General features: G+C 52.1%; 17 protein-coding genes. 10 read left to right on the forward strand and 7 right to left on the reverse strand.

Features of this window, described 5'->3' with window-relative positions; translation table 11 throughout:
- Positions 1–43: 43 nt before the first annotated feature.
- Positions 44–952 carry a LysR family transcriptional regulator gene (locus C2M34_RS05405; protein ID WP_105215095.1) on the reverse strand — a complete coding sequence of 303 codons (909 nt, stop codon included), beginning with the start codon at positions 950–952 and terminating at the stop codon, positions 44–46.
- Positions 953–1,058: 106 nt separating this feature from the next.
- Between C2M34_RS05405 and C2M34_RS05410 the strand changes: the two genes are divergently transcribed.
- The 4 genes from C2M34_RS05410 to C2M34_RS05425 all read left to right on the forward strand — a co-directional run bounded on the left by C2M34_RS05410 (position 1,059) and on the right by C2M34_RS05425 (position 7,361).
- Complete coding sequence (locus C2M34_RS05410) at positions 1,059–1,913, forward strand: type 1 glutamine amidotransferase domain-containing protein (protein ID WP_105258260.1); 855 nt, start codon at positions 1,059–1,061, stop codon at positions 1,911–1,913.
- Between the two features lie 15 nt (positions 1,914–1,928).
- Positions 1,929–3,083 (forward strand): iron-containing alcohol dehydrogenase, encoded by a 1,155-nt coding sequence (locus tag C2M34_RS05415; protein ID WP_105258261.1) that lies wholly within the window; start codon positions 1,929–1,931, stop codon positions 3,081–3,083.
- A 100-nt stretch (positions 3,084–3,183) separates the two neighbouring features.
- Positions 3,184–6,786 (forward strand): SNF2-related protein, encoded by a 3,603-nt coding sequence (locus tag C2M34_RS05420; protein WP_105258262.1) that lies wholly within the window; start codon positions 3,184–3,186, stop codon positions 6,784–6,786.
- 5 nt (positions 6,787–6,791) lie between these two features.
- Complete coding sequence (locus tag C2M34_RS05425; RefSeq protein ID WP_158681395.1) at positions 6,792–7,361, forward strand: DEAD/DEAH box helicase; 570 nt, start codon at positions 6,792–6,794, stop codon at positions 7,359–7,361.
- A 69-nt stretch (positions 7,362–7,430) separates the two neighbouring features.
- Here C2M34_RS05425 and C2M34_RS05430 read toward each other — a convergent pair whose 3' ends face one another.
- From C2M34_RS05430 to C2M34_RS05445, 4 genes are all read right to left on the reverse strand, one after another.
- Entirely contained in the window at positions 7,431–8,831 is a 1,401-nt protein-coding gene (locus tag C2M34_RS05430) for a fasciclin domain-containing protein (RefSeq protein ID WP_105258264.1), read from the reverse strand.
- 278 nt (positions 8,832–9,109) lie between these two features.
- Entirely contained in the window at positions 9,110–10,039 is a 930-nt protein-coding gene (locus C2M34_RS05435; protein ID WP_105201125.1) for an SPFH domain-containing protein, read from the reverse strand.
- A 72-nt stretch (positions 10,040–10,111) separates the two neighbouring features.
- Positions 10,112–10,966, reverse strand: coding sequence for an MBL fold metallo-hydrolase (locus tag C2M34_RS05440; protein WP_234398773.1), 855 nt, complete (start codon positions 10,964–10,966; stop codon positions 10,112–10,114).
- Positions 10,967–11,096: 130 nt separating this feature from the next.
- Positions 11,097–13,355, reverse strand: coding sequence for a penicillin acylase family protein (locus C2M34_RS05445; protein WP_105258266.1), 2,259 nt, complete (start codon positions 13,353–13,355; stop codon positions 11,097–11,099).
- Positions 13,356–13,637: 282 nt separating this feature from the next.
- On the opposite strand from C2M34_RS05445, the gene nadE reads away from it, so the two are divergent.
- From nadE to folX, 4 genes are all read left to right on the forward strand, one after another.
- Entirely contained in the window at positions 13,638–14,471 is an 834-nt protein-coding gene (gene nadE / locus C2M34_RS05450; RefSeq protein WP_105258267.1) for an ammonia-dependent NAD(+) synthetase, read from the forward strand.
- Between the two features lie 164 nt (positions 14,472–14,635).
- Complete coding sequence (gene folM, locus C2M34_RS05455) at positions 14,636–15,343, forward strand: dihydromonapterin reductase (RefSeq protein ID WP_105201129.1); 708 nt, start codon at positions 14,636–14,638, stop codon at positions 15,341–15,343.
- 11 nt (positions 15,344–15,354) lie between these two features.
- Positions 15,355–15,909, forward strand: coding sequence for a GTP cyclohydrolase I FolE (gene folE / locus C2M34_RS05460; RefSeq protein ID WP_105201130.1), 555 nt, complete (start codon positions 15,355–15,357; stop codon positions 15,907–15,909).
- Positions 15,909–16,271 (forward strand): dihydroneopterin triphosphate 2'-epimerase, encoded by a 363-nt coding sequence (gene folX, locus C2M34_RS05465; RefSeq protein ID WP_105201131.1) that lies wholly within the window; start codon positions 15,909–15,911, stop codon positions 16,269–16,271. Before folE ends, folX begins: the two co-directional genes overlap by 1 nt.
- Positions 16,272–16,278: 7 nt before the next feature.
- On the opposite strand, the gene C2M34_RS05470 is transcribed toward folX, so the two are convergent.
- The gene (locus C2M34_RS05470) at positions 16,279–16,713 is read right to left on the reverse strand and encodes a YqaA family protein (protein ID WP_105201132.1); all 435 of its coding nucleotides are present in this window, start codon (positions 16,711–16,713) and stop codon (positions 16,279–16,281) included.
- A 375-nt stretch (positions 16,714–17,088) separates the two neighbouring features.
- Complete coding sequence (locus C2M34_RS05475; RefSeq protein WP_105201133.1) at positions 17,089–17,460, reverse strand: DUF4870 domain-containing protein; 372 nt, start codon at positions 17,458–17,460, stop codon at positions 17,089–17,091.
- A gap of 144 nt (positions 17,461–17,604) precedes the next feature.
- On the opposite strand from C2M34_RS05475, the gene C2M34_RS05480 reads away from it, so the two are divergent.
- Both C2M34_RS05480 and C2M34_RS05485 read left to right on the forward strand, forming a co-directional pair.
- Positions 17,605–18,075, forward strand: a complete 471-nt coding sequence (locus tag C2M34_RS05480; protein WP_105201134.1) for a DUF2721 domain-containing protein — start codon at positions 17,605–17,607, stop codon at positions 18,073–18,075.
- 115 nt (positions 18,076–18,190) lie between these two features.
- Positions 18,191–18,643, forward strand: coding sequence for a c-type cytochrome (locus C2M34_RS05485; RefSeq protein WP_105201135.1), 453 nt, complete (start codon positions 18,191–18,193; stop codon positions 18,641–18,643).
- Positions 18,644–18,686: the final 43 nt, after the last annotated feature.

Here is an 18,686-nt window from a genome sequence, read left to right on the forward strand (position 1 = left end):
ACTATTGTGGTGATAATCTCACCAAAACGAAAGGGTTAACTCCTTATTCGCGATGAAATGCATAGCGATTGATATTGGAAAACGCCATCAAAATATCGCGGGCATAATTCACCCTGGGATGAGCCAGGGCGCCCTTGCGCCAGGCCAGGTAAATATTATTCTCCGGCCCTTCGGGACCCAGGCTGACCAGGCGCCCGCTGCGCAGGTCGTCATAACATAAATAATCGGGCAATACCGAATAGCCCACGCCGGTGCGCACTATGCCGGCCAAGGCGCGAATATCCGGACAAGTAGCAATAATCTGCGAGCGGCAATGGGCCTTGAACACCACATCAAAATACTCGCGGATCAACGGCAACTGGGGACTGTAAGCGACTACCGGCAAGGTGTTGAGCAAATTGGCATCCATCTCCTGAGTCGGCAATGAGTCGGCCAGCAGTTTATGCGTCACTAACATCAACCGTTCCGAGTCCAGCACCTGATAGTCATACATGCTGCTATCGGGCAAGGAGGCGGTAATGGCCAAATCCGCGACGCCGTTATCCAGGGCCGAATAAATCTGCTCCCTATTACCGGGCAAAATGCTGACATCGACATGGCCACCCTGCAGCAGGTTGGCCAACTGGGCCGAGGCCACATAGCTGATGTATTCCGCCGGCCCGGCCAGGGTTATAGTGCCTCTCACCTCACTGGAGCGGCTGCGGGTGGAGGCCATTTTCTGCTCTATGGCATCAAAATGACCGCCGATTTGCGCCGCCAGCTCATGGGCTAGGTTGGTCGGCTCAACACCACGATGACGCCGGGTGAACAGGGTCTTGCCCACGGTGGACTCGACGCTTTGGATATGCGCGGTTGCCGCCGGTTGAGACAAACCAAGGTTTTTCGCCGCCCGGGAAATATTCAGGCAACGATACACCTCAACAAAGGTACGAAGCTGGACAAAGTAAGACATCAGATATTTTATACCTAACCCAAATTAAACTGAATTCTACTTATTATAGAGCTTAACTATACTGGATACATCTTTCACCTAACTTGGTTATCAACCAGAGGCACAGATGAGCTTTAAAAAAATTGCCGCGGTCTTCGCAACCGCTCTGTCACTGACGGCCACCAGCGCCGCACAAGCACAAGAAAATAGCGAACAGATACTGGTGCTCTTATCCAGCGAAACCCAGATGCAGCTTGCCGATGGCAGCAGCTATGAAACCGGTTATTACCTCAATGAATTCGGGGTGCCAGCGGACGAATTACTTAAGGCCGGTTATGAACTGGTTCTCGCCACACCCAAAGGCAACGCGCCGGCGGTTGATAAAAATTCGGTGCAGGCCATGTATTTTGGCGATGACGAGGCCGAAATGGCACGCATTCAAGAGGTGATCGCCAACCTTGAGGGGATTAACGACACTCACACGTTGAAGGAAGTGATCGAACAAGGCCTGGATCAATACAGCGGTGTCTTTATTCCCGGCGGCCATGCGCCGCTAATCGATTTAGCCAACAATGAAGATGTTCGCACCATATTGCAGCACTTTCATGAGCAAAGTAAGCCAACAGCGGCTATCTGCCACGGCCCCATTGCCTTGCTATCGGCCCAGCAAAGCCCAGCGGAGTACGAGCAAAACATTGCTCAAGGTGCCGAGGCACAAGCAACTGACTGGCTGTATGAGGGTTATAGCATGACCATCTTCTCTAACCCTGAAGAAGCGACTTTTGAAGCCTCATTAAATGGTAAGAAGCTACGTTATTACCCGGCAAAAGCCATGGCCACCGCGGGCGGCAAGATGCAATTTGCCGCCGATTGGCAACCCAATGTGGTGATCGATCGCGAGTTAATAACCGGACAAAACCCGTTTTCAGACAAGCAACTGGCTAGCGCATTGATTTCTGCTTTGCAGCAGCGCAGTAAATAAGAAGTAGGAGTTACCATGTTAAATTTTGAGTTTAAGAACACCACGGAAATTCTTTTTGGCCAGGGCCAAGCCAAGCAAATCACTGCGCGCCTGGCACCCAGCGACAAGATTTTATTCTTATATGGTGGCGGTTCGATTAAGAAAAATGGCGTGTATGACGATGTTGTCAACGCCCTGGAGGGGTTCGATTTTGTTGAGTTTGCCGGAGTCGAACCCAACCCCACCTATGAAACCCTGAGCGAAGCATTAGCCGTGGTAAAGGAGCACAAGATCACCTTTATTCTCGCGGTAGGCGGCGGCAGCGTTATCGACGGCGCCAAATACATCGCCGCCGCGGCGCACTATGAGGGCGATGGCTGGGATATTCTCGTCAATGGCGCCGAGGTAAAAAGCGCGCTGCCCATAGGCGCGGTACTCACCCTGCCGGCAACCGGCTCGGAAAGTAATGGCAACTCAGTGGTTACCAAGAAGGCGACGCAACAAAAACGCGCCTTCGGCACACCCATAGTGCAGCCACAATTTGCCGTGCTCGACCCCACCTACACCTATTCGCTGCCGCCTCGTCAGGTAGCCAACGGTGTGGTCGATGCCTTTGTGCACGTGATTGAGCAATACCTCACCTACCCGGTCAATGCGCCGCTGCAGGACCGCTTTGCCGAGGGCATTTTATCGACCTTGATCGAGCAAGGCCCTCTGGCACTGGCCGAGCCACAAAACTATGATGTGCGCGCCAATGTGATGTGGTCCGCCACCATGGCACTCAATGGCTTAATTGGTCAAGGCGTCCCGCACGACTGGGCCACCCATATGATAGGTCATGAACTCACCGCGCTGTACAACCTGGATCACGCACAAACTCTGGCCATAGTGCTACCGGCGCTGATGTTCGAGAAAAAAGCGCAAAAACGCGAGAAGATCCTACAACTGGGTCGTCGTGTATTTGCCCTTGAAAATGCCGACGAAGAGGCCTTGATTGATGCCACGATCAAAGCAGTTCAGGACTTTTTCGAACAAATGGGCGTTAAAACACGCTTAAGCGATTACGGCCTTCAGGAGCAGGCTGTGAGCGAGGCGGTAGACAATCTGCGCCGCAATGGCCTGACAGCACTCGGTGAACACGGTGATATTACCCCAGAAGTGGCCACCAAGATCCTGACGTTAGCGCTTTAAAATCTTGTCTTCAAAGGCCGCCTAGCGGCCTTTTCTCTTGCCCATCCCCCATCGCTTTGTTAGCGTGTTCGCTACTTAATCAGTACCTTCTAACCCCTTAATGCGCTTTATTACCATCACCGCCGAACTCAACGAGGCCATCGCCTCCCTGTTACACCGTTTTAATGAGTGTGGCTCAGCCCATCAACATGTGGCGCAAGCGCTGGCGGTGATCTACAAGCCCATAGAACTGCATGCCCTGGGACGCATTTTAGCGCACAGTGAATTACGCGCCCTTGAGGAAATTACCGATAAGGCACTCAAACATATCATCGCCGATTTATGCACCCTGGAGCTAGTACAACAAAGCCGTCACGGTTACATCATCAATCGCCTGATTGCCAATGCCCTAGTAAAACGCTGTATAGGCAAAAATCTATTTGTGACTCTGCTTAGCGCCGCCGAGCAGGTGGCTCCCGTACTTAACAGCTACCAATGGCAAGACAACACCACGGATAAACGCCGCTTGCTGCGCGATATGTATTTCCTTGGTGAGCAAGGGCGAGTGAAGGAACTGATGGAGCTGACGAAAAATCCCATGCAGCTTGATTGGCAACGCACGCCGGCGCTATGCAGCCTGGTGTTTTACCCTTTTAATCTTGATGAATTTAAGACCCTGGATGAACGCCTGCAGTATCAGGCCTTTGCCACCTTGCTGGCGGCACACAGGCAAAAAGGGCAAAGTACGGCGCAGCTTTTACATTGGCTGCATCAGGCCTGCGACGCCTTGCCAAAAAACCGCTGGCTACACTACCTAAAGGCCGAGCAATACCTGCTCGCGGGGCAACTGGACAAACTAAACGCACATCTCGATGAGCAAGACAATTCTCTCTACAGCCTGTTGTTGCGTGCCAGCTTGGCATTTTTGCAGCAGCAGTATGCCAAGGCGATGCGCCTGTTTACCCAGGCTGAGCTGGAAAAAGGTCGCTATCAAAAACGTAAAAAGCCCTATATCGAGGGGCTGTATGGCCTCTTCTATCAGCTCACCTTGCTGGCATTGGGCAACGGTCAGCAAGGTGATACCTCATCCTGGCAGACGCTGCAAACCCAACTCGACAACCAACAGCAAGATAAACAACGTGGCGAGTTTGCACTGACCATTGATTTGGTGCTGCGACGCCTGTTACTGCACCTGCGAGGGCGCGATAACTACCTGTTTCGCCAAGAATATCTTAGCTACTGCCAAAAGGGTGAGCTTAACTATTACCTCTACGTGTGTTTTGCTTTAGCGGCTTACACCTGGAGTATGCGCACACCCGAGCCCTGGCTACTGGCATTAAAAGCCGAGGCCGAACGCTTTTTTGAGCATATTCAATGGCCGCTATTTACGTACTTTTTACGACAAATTTCCGGCGATTCGCCGAATTTTACGTTCAATATAACGCAATTAATGCGTTCTCAGGAAAGCTGGGATATTGCCCTTGAACAATTATTGGCACTGGATACCCCGGCGGCACAAAACAGCGAAGAGCCAAGCCGCGTCGTCTGGCAGCTGGATATTGGTCGTTTCGAGTCAAGCCTCAAAGCAAAAGAGCAAAAACGCACCAAGCAGGGCTGGAGCAAAGGCAAGGCGCTGAGCTTAAAACGCTTGGTCAATGAGCCCGATCACTTTCATCTAAGCGAGCAGGACAAGGCCATTTGCGCCCATATTGAAACCAGCACGGGCAAGGATTATTACCGCAGCAAAGAGTATCGTCTCAACCTCAGTAGCGCCCTCCCCATTGTTGTTGGCGCCGATAACTTGGTCGATGGTGAAGGCCGGCCCCTGGAGTTGGTACAGCGCGAACCGACCATTCGTATCGTCGCCCATGGTCCTGATTTAAGCGTAAGTATCGCTCATCTTCCCGCGTTAACCGCGCACTCGGAGCCCCCCGTGGTCAGCCTAAAACACGTCCGTGACGGCTTAGCAGAATTTAGCATTTTCAACGCCAATCACCTTAAGGTCGCCAAAATTATCGGCGAATCCGGGTTAGTGATTCCGGCACATGCAAAACAAAAAGCCATAGACAGCATTCGCGCCATAGCGCCACTGATCAATCTCGAGTCGGATATCGAGGGGATTGGCGAAACCCTCACCCAAACCGAGCCAGATAAACACCTGGTGGTCAACATCACGCCACTGAAAACCGGGCTGAACTTCGACTGTGTGGTGATGCCTTTTGGCGAGCATGGTCCGACGATGAAGCCTGGGCTGGGCAGTCGCCATGTCAGCGCCCATATCAAGGGCAAACGCATCGCTCTGGAGCGCGATCTCGCCTATGAGCAGAGGTTACTGGAGCAGCTGGATAATCAATGCCCGGATTTTCAGGCCATGCAGGACACCTGTTTAGCTCAGACGGATTGGCAACTGGCACTGGCCACCCTGGAGCAGCTACAACTGGCCCTTAGCAAACCCAACGTAGAGCTGCCAATCAAGCTACGCTGGCCGCGGGGCAAAACGCTGCATATGACCAAGCCGCTGAAAAGTGAAAATATTCAGTTAAGTATCAACCAACATAATGAGTGGTTCGATATTAGCGGCAGTGCCACCTTGGACGATGGCAAGATCTTGGAGTTACGCCAGCTCCTCGATGCCCTGGCCACCAGCGGCGGGCGTTTTATTACCTTGGAAGACAACCGCATTCTCGCCCTCAGTGAGCAGTTAAAAACCCAGCTTGATGTGCTCAACGGCGCCGCCGACCAAGGCTTCTATCATCCGCTGAGCAGTCGCCTTATTCGTGACCACACCACAGGCATGCGCATGCAAACCGTGCCCGGCTGGGAGCAATTACATCAACGCATGAGCGAAGCTAACGCCTTAACCCTGACCCTGCCCAATACCCTGCAGGCGCAACTGCGCGACTATCAGGTCGACGGCTTTGATTGGGCCATGCGCCTGGCCCATTGGGGTGCGGGCGGCTGTTTGGCGGACGACATGGGCCTTGGCAAAACCCTGCAGGCGCTGGCGGTACTGGTGGCACGCGCGGCAAAAGGGCCGACACTGATCATCGCCCCCACCTCGGTCTGTTTTAATTGGCAAAAGGAAGCGGCGAAATTTGCCCCGACCCTCAGGGTGCAGCTCTTTAGTGAGTTAAAAACTGCCGAGGCGCAACAAGCAGCCATAGAGCAAAGCGCCGCCTTCGATTGTTTGGTGATCAGTTACCAGCAAATGCAGCGTCATATTGAAACGCTGGAAAAAATTCGCTGGTGTACCATTGTCGCCGATGAGGCTCAGGCCCTGAAAAATCCGCTGGCCAAGCGTACTAGAGCCGCCTATGCCCTCAAGGGCGATTTCCGCCTGATCACCACGGGCACACCCATAGAGAATAACATCACCGAGTTGTGGAGCCTGTTTCGATTTATCAATCCTGGGCTGCTCGGCAACTTAAAACGTTTTGGCCGGCGCTTTGTGCTGCCCATCGATAATCAGCAGCAGGAGCCCGCCAAGGCACTCAAAGCCAAGCGCATACTTAAAGAGCTGATCAAACCCTTTATTCTGCGCCGCCTGAAGTCCGAGGTGCTAACCGAACTGCCCGAACGCACGGATATCGATCAATTGATCACCCTCAGCGAGGATGAGCAGCACCTTTACGAAGCCCTGAGACAAAATGCCCTGGAACAATTAACGCAATTACAGCAGCTAGATAACCCGGGGGAGAACGCATTCAACTGCTGGCCCAGTTAACCAAGTTGCGCCAGGCCTGCTGTCATCCACAATTGGTGGCCGAGCAAAGCACGCTAACCAGCAGCAAGCTTTCGGCCCTGGGGCACCTACTCGAGGAACTGCGCGACAACCATCATAAGGCGCTGATATTCAGCCAATTTGTTGGTCACTTGCAATTGATCCGCGAGTACCTGGAAGAACAGGGGATTGGCTATCAGTATCTTGATGGTTCGACGCCTGCGGCGGCCAGACAAACCCGCATTGACGCCTTTCAAAATGGCGCTGGCGAGGTGTTTTTGATCAGCCTTAAGGCCGGTGGTTCGGGGCTCAATCTCACCGCCGCCGACTATGTCATTCATATGGACCCTTGGTGGAACCCGGCGGTGGAGCAGCAGGCCTCGGATCGCGCTCATCGCCTCGGGCAAACCCGCCCGGTTACCGTCTATCGCCTGATTGCCAAGGGCACCATAGAAGAGAAGATCCTCGCCCTGCACCAACATAAACGGGCGCTTGCCGACAGCCTGCTGAGCGATTACGACACGCCGCAATCCCTCTCGGTTGAGGAAATGATGGCGACCTTAAAGGAAGTGTTTTAAAGGCGGTTCCCATCCATAAAAAAGGCCCGCATACAGAGCGGGCCAAAGGTGCTCACAATAATTACTGAACTAAGGTGTGGGCGTCAACACGGTATCGATCACATGGATCACGCCATTGTCTGCGGCAACATTCGCCGTGGTTACCTGCGACTGGTCGATATACAGCATGTTGTCTTGAATTGACAAGGTGGCCACATCGCCATTGGCCATGGTGATATCCGGATTGTCCGAGTTGGCTAGGGCAATCGCCGCATCCGATTGCACGGTTGCATCCGGGAACACATGGTATAAAAGCAGATCCGACAAGGCTTCGGCGTCGGCAAACAAGGCCTCTACGGTCGCTTCGTCTAACTTATCAAAAGCCGCGTCGTTGGGTGCAAATACGGTGAATTCGCGCTCCATATCGGCCAGTACTAGGTCCAATCCAGTGGTTTGCAGTGCCGCAACCAGGGTGGTGAAGTTGCCATCGGCAACGGCAATATCAACAATTGACTGAGCGGGGGCCGGTACTTGCACATCACCCACGACCACAGTGTCTAATACATGGATAATGCCGTTGGTTGTCATGATATCCGTCATGGTCACGGTAGCGTCACCAAATTTAAGGGTGTCGGATTCGGGGTCGATCATAATATCAATCATGTTGCCGGACAGGGTTTCGGCTTGCGTGCCATTCAGGCTGAAGGCGGTCACTGCATCAACCTCGCCGCTGACCACATGCTGAAGCAAAATTTCGCTCAGCACCTCGGTATTGTTTAACAGGGTATTGATGGTCTCTTCGCCCAACGCCGCAAAGGCATCATCGGTAGGCGCGAAGACCGTATAGGTTTCACTCTCATCGCTTAGCGCGGCGACCAGATTAGCAGCCTCAAGGGCGGCGACCAGAGTTGTAAAGTTACCTGCGGCGACGGCCGTTTCAACGATATTCATGGTCGGCATCTCGTCGCTTTGCGCGGGCGGCATCAGCACCGCATCGATCACATGGATCACGCCATTGGACGCCTTAATGTCTACCTGAGTGACGGTTGCGGTATTGACCAGCAGATCATCTCCCGAAAAGGATAAGCCAATCGATGCACCATTGACCGTTGCCACGGTTGAGCCCGCGGCAGAAATGGCGGCACCCGATTCAACGCGAGAGTCGAGTACATGGTAGGTTAAAATCGTCGATAAGGTATCCGGGTCTTCAAGCAGTGCATTAATGGTGTCTTCGCCCAGCAAGGCAAACGCATCATCGGTTGGTGCAAAGACGGTGAACTGGGCGTTCATGTCGCTGAGCGTGGCGTCCAATCCGGTTGCTTTAAGGGCGGCAACCAGGGTTTCGAAATCATCCGATGCAGCGGCCACATCCACCACGGAAGTTTGCGGCTGTTCCGGTTGTACTGGGGTTTTGTCGTTGTCATCGCCACTACAGGCAGCAGTAAGTACCAACAAACTGGGTAGCACTAGGGTTTTAAGTAGTTTATTCACGTTTTAATCCCTCATTAGTGTAACTGGATAGCCCTTGTTACTACGAGGGGGTGAGTAAAAAGCGATCAAAAAATTTACTGTTTTTTCTTGGAGCTAGCGTAACCATTTGAAAATTTTGGTAATTATCGAGAACTGGTAGTGCTTAAAAAGAAGGGGAATTACCTAAAGTATTAACATGGCTCAGGCGAGCATTTGCCGAAGAGTTCGCTGCAGAGCTCGTCGGGGGTGTAGGTATAGGCATACCGCACTAATCATCTTAATGCAGTATGCCAAGGCACTTACTTTTCTTTCATATTCCAAAGAATACCCTGATCCGAACCCATAACCGTGGTTGGCATTTGTCCGTTCCATGTTTGTGCACGCATGTACTCAACCAAGGTGGCGTTGTTCTTAATGGCTTCGGCTTTCTTTTGCATGGCTTCGGCTTCAGCCAAGCCCTTCATACGAATGGCTTCTGCCTCGGCCTGGGCTTCAACCTTGATCGCATAGGCCAGACCGTCGGCCTTGGCCTTGGCGGCATCACGTTGCGCATTAGCGGTATTAACTTCTTGTTGCGCCTGCAGATTCTGGCGCTCTAGCTTGTGCTTTTCTGCCGCCGCCAGGTTTTTCTCGGTTTGCTTGGTTTCGATGGATTGAATGTATTTAGGTGGCAATACCAGGTCTTCAATTTGCGCCGAGTCCAGTTTAACCGGGTAGCTCTTCATTTCTTCCAGCAATAACTCTTCAATGCGGGCAATTACCTGCGAGCGGTTTTGGATCAGCTCTTCGGCCTTATAGCGCGCCAGAGCATCCTTAGTCGCGGAACGCAATTTAGGGTCAAGAATACGGCTTTCGAACTGAGTCAGGCCGCCATAGCTTTTGAATAGATCAAAGGCTTCCTCACGATTGACCGTCCAGTTGATGCTCACTTCTGCGGTCAATGGCATCTGCTCATGGGTAGCGGCGCGCAGTTTTTCGACGTTTTTACGGGTACGTATCTCCAGCATTTCCACCGTATCGACAAAGGGGATCTTGGTATGCAGACCAGGGTTAACCTGCTCGGTGGCCTCACCAAAGCGCTTGATAATACCGACATGACCTTCATCCACGGTATACATGCTCTTGAACCCCACAAGCAGCAATACCAGCACCACGAAAATAGCACCGATCAGTCCCTTCTTTTTGCCTACCGAGGCTGTGAGATCAGGCAAGTTATTGTTGTTATTCATCCTTTATACTCCTTGTGGTTAAGAACAAGGAGTATAAAGTAAGCGATTACAAATGTTAAATTAAGGTTTCAACTATTCACCGCCCAGGCTGCGATAAAACAGGGTGATCACCCGCTCTTTCGGCAACCAGTCCGCATATTTTAAATTCAGTTCGGCAAAGGGGTCGGCGGCGATTACCGCATCCAGAGTCTGCTCTTTTTCCATGGCCTCAAGCATAAGGGCTTTGGCCTTGGCCACCAACGCCTGATACTGCATTAGTCCAGCCTTGTCGCTGATGGGCCCGTGTCCGGGGATCACCTGGGTGCTGTCGTCAATTTGCTCTAGCACACTTTGCAGCGCCGCTAAAATACCATCGACACTGCCCCCACCATCGACATCAACATAAGGCAGACCACCGGTATTGAAATAGATATCTCCCATATGCACTATATTGGCGTCGCTGAAGAACACCACCGCATCGCCATCGGTATGGGCGTGGGCATAATGCACCAGGCGCGCATGCTCACCATTAAAGTGCAAAGTCAGGTCGGCACCAAAGCTCAGGCGTGGTAAAAATTCAGAGCCCGCGCCATGCTTTTCTTCCAAGCGCTTGTGAACATTATGGTGGGCGATAACATGGGCCCCCGCCTGCGCAAACACCTCGTTACCACCGGTGTGGTCGCCATGATAATGGGTGTTTAGCACAAATTCCGCGGCATTGGGGTTGAGCTCTTTGAGCTTGGCTTTGATTTGCGGCGCCAGCTTGGCGAATTGGTCATCGATAATATAGGTGCCATCGGCGCCCACATGGGCGGCAATATTGCCACCGCGGCCAAACAAGACATAAATATGCTTGTCCAGTTGCTGAGTGGTTACCTCAACATCCTCTGCCTGTGCGGTCTTTACCGTAAGCGCGGTGACCACTGTGGCAACCAGAACCGCAATCATCATGCTGTTTTTACTCATTATTGTGTCCTTATGTAGCTTTTTAGCGATAATCCTAGTCTAGTTTATCGCCGCCAAATTGCGCGCACAGATAAGAGCCGAAACCTCACTTGGGTTGCGACCGCTGATAGACCTAACGAGCCGGACGGATCTCCAATCTGTGCTCTGGCGCGCCGGGTAGCAGGGGCGTGGCCTGGTGCGTGGCATATTGCTCATAACCGGCACGGTAAAAGGCCGACAAGGGATGCGCCGACTGGCCGCCGGGAATGGCCATAATCGCCTGCTCTAACCTTCCCGGTTGGGCAATAAAGCGTTGTGAGGCACCAAAGTCGGTGCGCTGTACCGCCGGCATAAAGCTATCGCCAAAGGCCTCAACTTTAGGCATGTTCAACCAGCTCCCCAGCTGCGGGATTTGCTTGGCAAAAGGATGTTTCAGCTCCATGGCGTTGACATTACCCCAGCGCCAATTCGCCGTGTCTTCACCAAATTTACTGCGCAGACGCGCCAGCGCCAGATTAAAGCTCTTACTTAACAGCTGCTGTTTATCGGCAAAACCCCAGACACTTGGGTTGTCCAACAACTGCCAGGTGGCCGGCTCTAAATTGCGCTTGATGGGACCAAGGGAGAGCTCATGCTCCGCCAATCTGGCCTCAATATCGGCAAACAGGGTATCCATCACGGCGCTGCGAAAATAGCGCACCAGGGTATAACCTATGGAGTCGGCGCAGGCACAGCCCTGCCACTGCTCAACCAGAGCTAAATTCTGAGTACTGCCTTGCTCTTTGAGCGTTGCAACTAACAGCGCCTGCCACTTAGATAAGAAGCGCGCCTCATTATCGAGCTGCAAGGCTAAGAACGCCTGCTCATCAAAGGTGTTTTGGGCAAAAAGGCGGTCGCGTATTTGTTGCTGGCGGGGCCCTAGGGCATAGCCACCATCACCCAAACGGGCGTGCTCCTGAGTTGATATTACCCGCGCATTGGCGCTCCACAAACGACCCGAGTTAGGATTCATTACCCGTGGGCGCTGCGGTTCATTGTGGGACCAGTCGGACTGAAACTCTTCGGCAGCCAGAGCAATATCGCTTGGATTGGTACGCGCGGCAATGGCGCCCATGGGCTGCCAGCCAATTTGCCCTTGCTTATCCACCACCATTAAATTTTGCACCGGCATACCGGCATCATCGGCAATTTGAAACGCTTGGGTGACAGAGGAGGCAGTGGCGAGTTCCGCCAGATCCAGGTTTACCGCGTAGTCATAATGACCGACCCAACTGAGGGCATAGCGCTGGCCGCTGACCTTTTGCACTGGGCCATAATCACTCATTAAAAAACGGTATTCATAGGTTTTGCCACCGGCAATAGCGATAGTTTCCTGCACAGTTTCCAGCTTGGCATCGGCATTCAGGCGAACCCAATCCGAGGTATCCACATAGGCATTGGTAAAGCCCCAGGCAATATTATCGTTACTGCCGACAACAATCGCCGGCGCCCCAGGAAGCGACACTCCGGTGACCTGAATATCGGCGATATTTAACTGGGCGCGATACCAAATAATGGGCACGGCTAAACCCAAGTGCATATCATCGGCGACCATGGGCTGGCCGCTGCTGGTTAACTCCCCGGAGACCGCCCAGTTATTGCTGCCCACCTCTCGCGAGGCGATAATTTCTGGCACAGAGGCGGTAAGATTTGCTGCAGACAGCATGGGAATGGCCAGTTCTTTCAGGTTTATTTCGCTGCCATCCAGCGCCGATTGGTAGGGACTGGGCTGGGTTAAGAATTCACGCATTTGCGCGGAATAAAGTTGTTCAATTTGCTCCAACACCATATCGCGATCAAAGGTGCCAGCCTGCAAGTCCAAGTACATGCTGTAGATCACCAGCAGGCTATCCTCTGGCTGCCAGGGTGTGACCTCGGCGCCGGTCAGCAGATATTCAAAGCCCTTTAACGACTGAGCTTGCAGCGCCTCGTTGACGCCACGGCTGTAACTGCTTAACAAGGTCTGCTGAGACTTGGGCAATTGCGCAAAAATACGCTCACTGCGCTGGCGCAGCTGATGAAAGCGCATTTTTTTATCCAGCTCCAGTGCCGCCTCACCAAACAACTCGCTGAGCTCACCGGCTGAATTGCGGCGCAATAAATCCATTTGGAAAAATCTGTCCTGACCATGGGCAAAGCCCAGGCCATAGGCGGCATCATTCATGCTTTGTGCATCGATAATGGCCTGCCCCAAGGCGTCACGTTTAATGGTAACCGTGCTCTCGATCGCATCACTGCTACCACGGCCATCCAAGGTCGGTAAACTCAGCGACAGCAGGCCGTAAACCAGCGCGGTCACCAACAGCAGCCCTATAATGGCCGTCATTAAAATGCGCTTTCCCCATTTCAACATGTGTAACTTACCTATTTGTTAGCGTTTTTATTATTTTGAGCATTAGTGTATGACATTTTTTCAGCTTTGTTGGTGTCTTTTAATTGTGCGCGGGAATTAGGGCAAGGAGCAGCGCTCGGTATTTAGTTTTGGTTCTGCGTCGACAAGGGGGGAACAGGTTACCATTGGCTGCCTTATACCTTGGCGGCAAAGGCCGAGCTACAAGAGCTCCGCTGCGCGCTTTAACTTTTGGTTAAATACTTACATAATAGCGACTCACCATTGAGCTCAAGCGGGGGAGTTATGCGAGCCGAAATCGTTGCCGAAATGAAGGTGCAACCAAGCATTGATGTTAACCAGGAAATTGCCCGTCGTGTGGCATTTATTAAGCACCGTCTGCAGCAGGCCCATTGCCATAGTTTGGTTTTAGGCATTAGCGGCGGCGTTGATTCCACCACCTGTGGTCGTTTGTGCCAATTGGCGGTGAACGAACTCAATGACGAGCATAACACCCATCAGTATCAGTTTATTGCCGTGCGTCTGCCTTACGGCGTCCAGGCCGATGAACATGAGGCCCAGTTGGCCGTTGATTTTATACAGCCTAGCCAACGCGTGACCGTAAATATCAAACCGGCCAGCGATCATATGCATGATGAGGTTTTAGCAGGCTTGGCCGCGGGTACCGAGCTGGCCCTGCCGGCGCAGACCCAGGTGGACTTTATTAAGGGCAATGTGAAAGCACGCCAACGCATGATAGCCCAGTATGAGATCGCCGGCCTGACTCAAGGCCTGGTAGTCGGCACGGATCACAGCGCCGAAAACCTCACCGGCTTTTATACCAAATTTGGCGATGGCGCCTGCGATCTAGCGCCTTTATTCGGCCTATCCAAACGCCAGGTGCGCGCTTTGGCCGAAGCCTTGGGAGCGCCAAGGGATCTGGTGTACAAGGTTCCTACCGCGGATCTCGAGTGCGACCGCCCAGGACTGGCCGACGAGGTCGCCCTTGGCCTGAGTTACGACCAAATTGATGACTTTTTAGAAGGCAAACCGGTGAGCGCCGAAGTTGAAGCGCATATTATCGGCATCTACCAGCGCACCCAGCATAAGCGCCAACCCATACCTACCATCTACGATTGATCTGCTCGGGCACCGGTGTCTTGTCGGTGCCCTGCTTAGCCACCCGCCCAATAGCTTTTTCTTTGCTAACACAGTGATCGCCCACGCATTTGTATACGTAAACACTGCAATCACGAACTCATTTGTTTATAGTAAAGGTTATACGCTTTTAGCCTTTGGAAATTATGTCTTTTCCTATTTTAATTACCGGCGCCGGGCAGCGCATAGGCCTTGCTTTGGCCTCCCATTTGCTGGCCCAGGGTCACGACGTCATTATTAGTTACCGCACCCGGCATCCGGCAGTGGACGAGCTGGCGGCGCAAGGGGCAACCTGCATTGCCGCAGACTTTAACGACGATCACAGCATTTTGGAGTTTATTGACGAACTTCGCCGTCATACCAGTGGACTGCGGGCGATCATTCATAACGCCTCAAGTTGGGACTGCGAGGCCAACAACAGTGATTATGCCCAGCTGTTCGATGCCATGATGCGCATTCATGCCAAGGTGCCCTATTTAATCAATCAGTACTGCGCCGATATGCTGGAGCAGGCCGAGGGCTACGCCGATGTGATTCACCTGACCGACTATGTGGTCGAAACCGGCAGCCCCAAACATCTGGCCTATGCCGCCTCCAAGGCTGCGCTCGACAACCTGACCAAGTCGTATGCCGCCAAATGGGCGCCAAAGATAAAGGTCAATGCCATTGCCCCGTCGCTGATTATTTTCAATGACCATGACGATGAGCAGTACAAGCAAAAGACCTTAACCAAATCCCTAATGGGCATAGAGCCCGGCTGCCAGGAAATTATTGCCGCCGTGGAGCTGCTGCTCAATAGTCATTACATTACCGGGCGCAGCCTCGCCATCGACGGCGGCCGCCACCTAAAATAGACGAGAACAGTATGCAAGACGATTTAAAACACAGCTTTAAGCAGATCATCAGCGCCGTTGGCGAAGACCCTCAGCGAGAAGGCCTGCTCGACACCCCGAAACGCGCCGCCAAGGCCATGGAATACCTTACCAAGGGCTATCGACAAACGCTTGAAGAGATCACTAACAATGCGGTGTTCTCTTCTGATGCGGATGATATGGTTCTGGTGCAGGACATTGAGCTTTATTCCATGTGCGAGCACCATTTACTGCCCTTCGTCGGTAAGGCCCATATCGCCTATATCCCGGATGGTAAGGTGCTGGGGCTATCGAAATTTGCCCGCATCGTCGACATGTATGCGCGCCGCTTTCAAATTCAGGAGCAGCTCACCCATCAGATCGCCAAGGCGGTTGAACAGGTGACTGGCGCCAAGGGCGTGGGTGTGATCATTGAAGCTCAGCATATGTGTATGATGATGCGTGGCGTGGAAAAGCAGAATTCAAAAATGCGTACGTCCGTGATGCTGGGCAATTTCCGCACCGACTCAAAAACCCGCAACGAATTTTTACAGCTGGTGAAAAACTAATGACCAACGCCATTATCAATGTCACCAACCTCAGGCTGCGCACCTATATAGGTTTTAATCCCGAGGAGCGGGAAAAGAAGCAGGACGTAGTGATCAACCTGGAGATTCATTACCCGGCTGATAAGGCCTGCGAGCAAGATGAAGTAGCTCAGGCGCTCAACTATAAAACCATCACCAAGGCGGTGATCGAGCTGGTAGAGCAGGGGCATTTTCTGTTATTGGAAAAGTTGGTGGCGGAGATTTTGGCCTTGTGTCATAGCCACCCCAGCGTGCACTACGCCAAGGCTAGAGTCGATAAACCCCATGCCTTGCGTTTTGCCGATTCGGTGTCGCTGACCTTGGACTGGCAACGCCCTCAGTAGCGAGCGCTTAGAGGAACTCTTCAAGCCCGAGCGCCATCAGGATCACCAGCAGATAGCGGGCGCCTTTGCCTATACTGACCAGCAGCAGAAACAGACTAAAGCGCACCCGAAATACGCCGCCAATTAAGGTCAGCGGATCGCCAACCACTGGCAGCCAGGCAAACAGCAAACTGTATACACCAAAGCGATTAAACTGCTGCTGCGCCCTGGCCATGCCCTTGGCGGAAACGGGAAACCATTTTCTATCGGCAAAGCGAGTCACCTGGGTTCCCAGGGCATAGTTCACACAACTGCCCAAGACATTGCCAAAGGTGGCGCTGAGCCAGAGTAAGGGCAAGGACAACCCGCCCTTAACCACCATGGCGCTGAGCATCAGCTCCGAAGAGCTAGGCAGCAGAGTGGCAGCAATAAAGGCGCTCAATAACAGGCTTAAATAGGCCATAATTCCTAGGGTCTGTTGACCTTTGTTGTTTGTTTCTGCAGCAGTTTGTAGTGTATTTATACAAGGCGGCACATGTGTGGTGTAGTTATTCTCGGCTTTGGCTCCTGCGTCGCTCTACCGCCTACATCCATGTAGGCGTACATTAACATATAACAACACAGTAGAAATGCGCTACAAGCGCTGCCCTACGGGTTCATCTAAACGCATCCTGCTCTGTGTTGCTCGCTATGAACATAGAATGACTATGCAGCATAACGAGCGTCGTGATCAGAATGCGTTTAGATTGAACATAAAGTAAACCGCAAAGATAAACAGACCCTAACTAACCTTCACCGCCAAGCATCACGCTGGGCATCCTGCTACCGATCTCACCATTTATAAGAATTTAATGGTAAAAGGATAACTAAACTCTTTGCCCTCATAGGCCTTGATCGAGGCCACAATCACCATGATAAAGGAGAACAAGGCGACGATTGGCAGCAGCAGAATACCCACGGCGACAAAAATCAAAATAAAACAAACGATATAGGCGATCAGCATGGTGAGCTGAAAGTTCAATGACTCGCGGCCATGACGATCGACAATAGGCATCTCTTCTTTTTTCACCAACCAGATAATCAAAGGGCCTAAAATTGAGCCAAAAGGTACGATAAAACCGGCCAAAGCCGCTAAATGGCACAACATCGCCATGCTCTTCTCATCGTTGCTTTTCGCCGTGTCATTTTTTTCAGGTAATACGGGTTCCATGTTCACTCCTGTGATTGTTGTTAAGTTACTGAGATTCTCAGTTTTATTGCCTAGTGTCCAGCTTTTCGCCAGAGCAAAATTCTATCCTTCATCGGCAATTACCGCTAGACTAACGACATTGTCATTCTTTCAGTGAGAGTCAGTGTGAACACAGATGTCGTTAATATTCTCACCATGGCAAAGGTGATTCAAACCGCCGTTGCCCCGGTTTTCCTTATCACGGGTATCGCCGCCACCTTGGGGGTACTATCAAATCGTTTAGCGCGCATCACAGACCGGGCTCGCACTCTTGAGCGTAAACTAAAAACTAGCAGCGATGAAGATTTTAACCGCTCCCTGACCACAGAATTGCGTGCCCTGCTTAAACGCGCCCGCTATATTCATCTGGCTTTTAGCTTAAGCGTACTTAGCGCCACCTTGGTAAGCGCCGTGGTTATGCTGCTTTTTATGGCTAATATTCAATCGGTTAACCTGGGAACCGCGATAGCCTTGTGCTTTATGATTGCCATGGTGCTGCTGATCCTGGCATTTATTTCCCTGCTTGCCGAGGTTTATCTTGCCTTTAGAAGCATGCGTCGGGGGATGATTTTTGCCGATATCGACCTAGGCGAGTAAATACTTCTTCACAGTGCTGACAGGTCTGTACAATGCTAATTACCGAGCCAGGCTTGTCTTCGCTGCATCCCTTAGGTAAAAAGGGACACAACTTTTATAATAATGGACTAATGGAATGAAACTACACTCTATTATCACTGCAATCGCGCTGGCTGCCAGCTCATCATCAGCCTTAGCAAGCTCGGTTTTTGAAAAACCTGAAGATGCTATCGACTACCGTAAATCGACATTCTCACTGCTCCGTGTACAAATCGCCGATATGGGTGACATGCTTAAAGGCAAGGTACCTTTCGAGGCCGAGCGTTTTGCCATGCGTGCTAACAATGCCGCAGCCCTTTCACAAATGCCTTGGGAAGCCTTCGGTGCCGGCACTGACAAGGGCGACACCAGCGCACTACCAGCTATCTGGGAAGACCGTGCGACCTTTGATGCTAAAGCAGATGCCTTTGCAAAATACGCACAAGAGCTAGCGGTAGCAGCACAAAGCGGCGATAAAGAAACTATCGTACCAGCTTTCCAAAACTGGGCGAAAGGCTGTAAAGACTGCCACAATTCGTTTAAAGACTAAGCTCTTTAAGCAATAAAAAAACGGCGCAATAAGCGCCGTTTTT

The organism is Pseudoalteromonas sp. T1lg88, assembly GCF_002964765.1.
Lineage (GTDB): Bacteria > Pseudomonadota > Gammaproteobacteria > Enterobacterales > Alteromonadaceae > Pseudoalteromonas.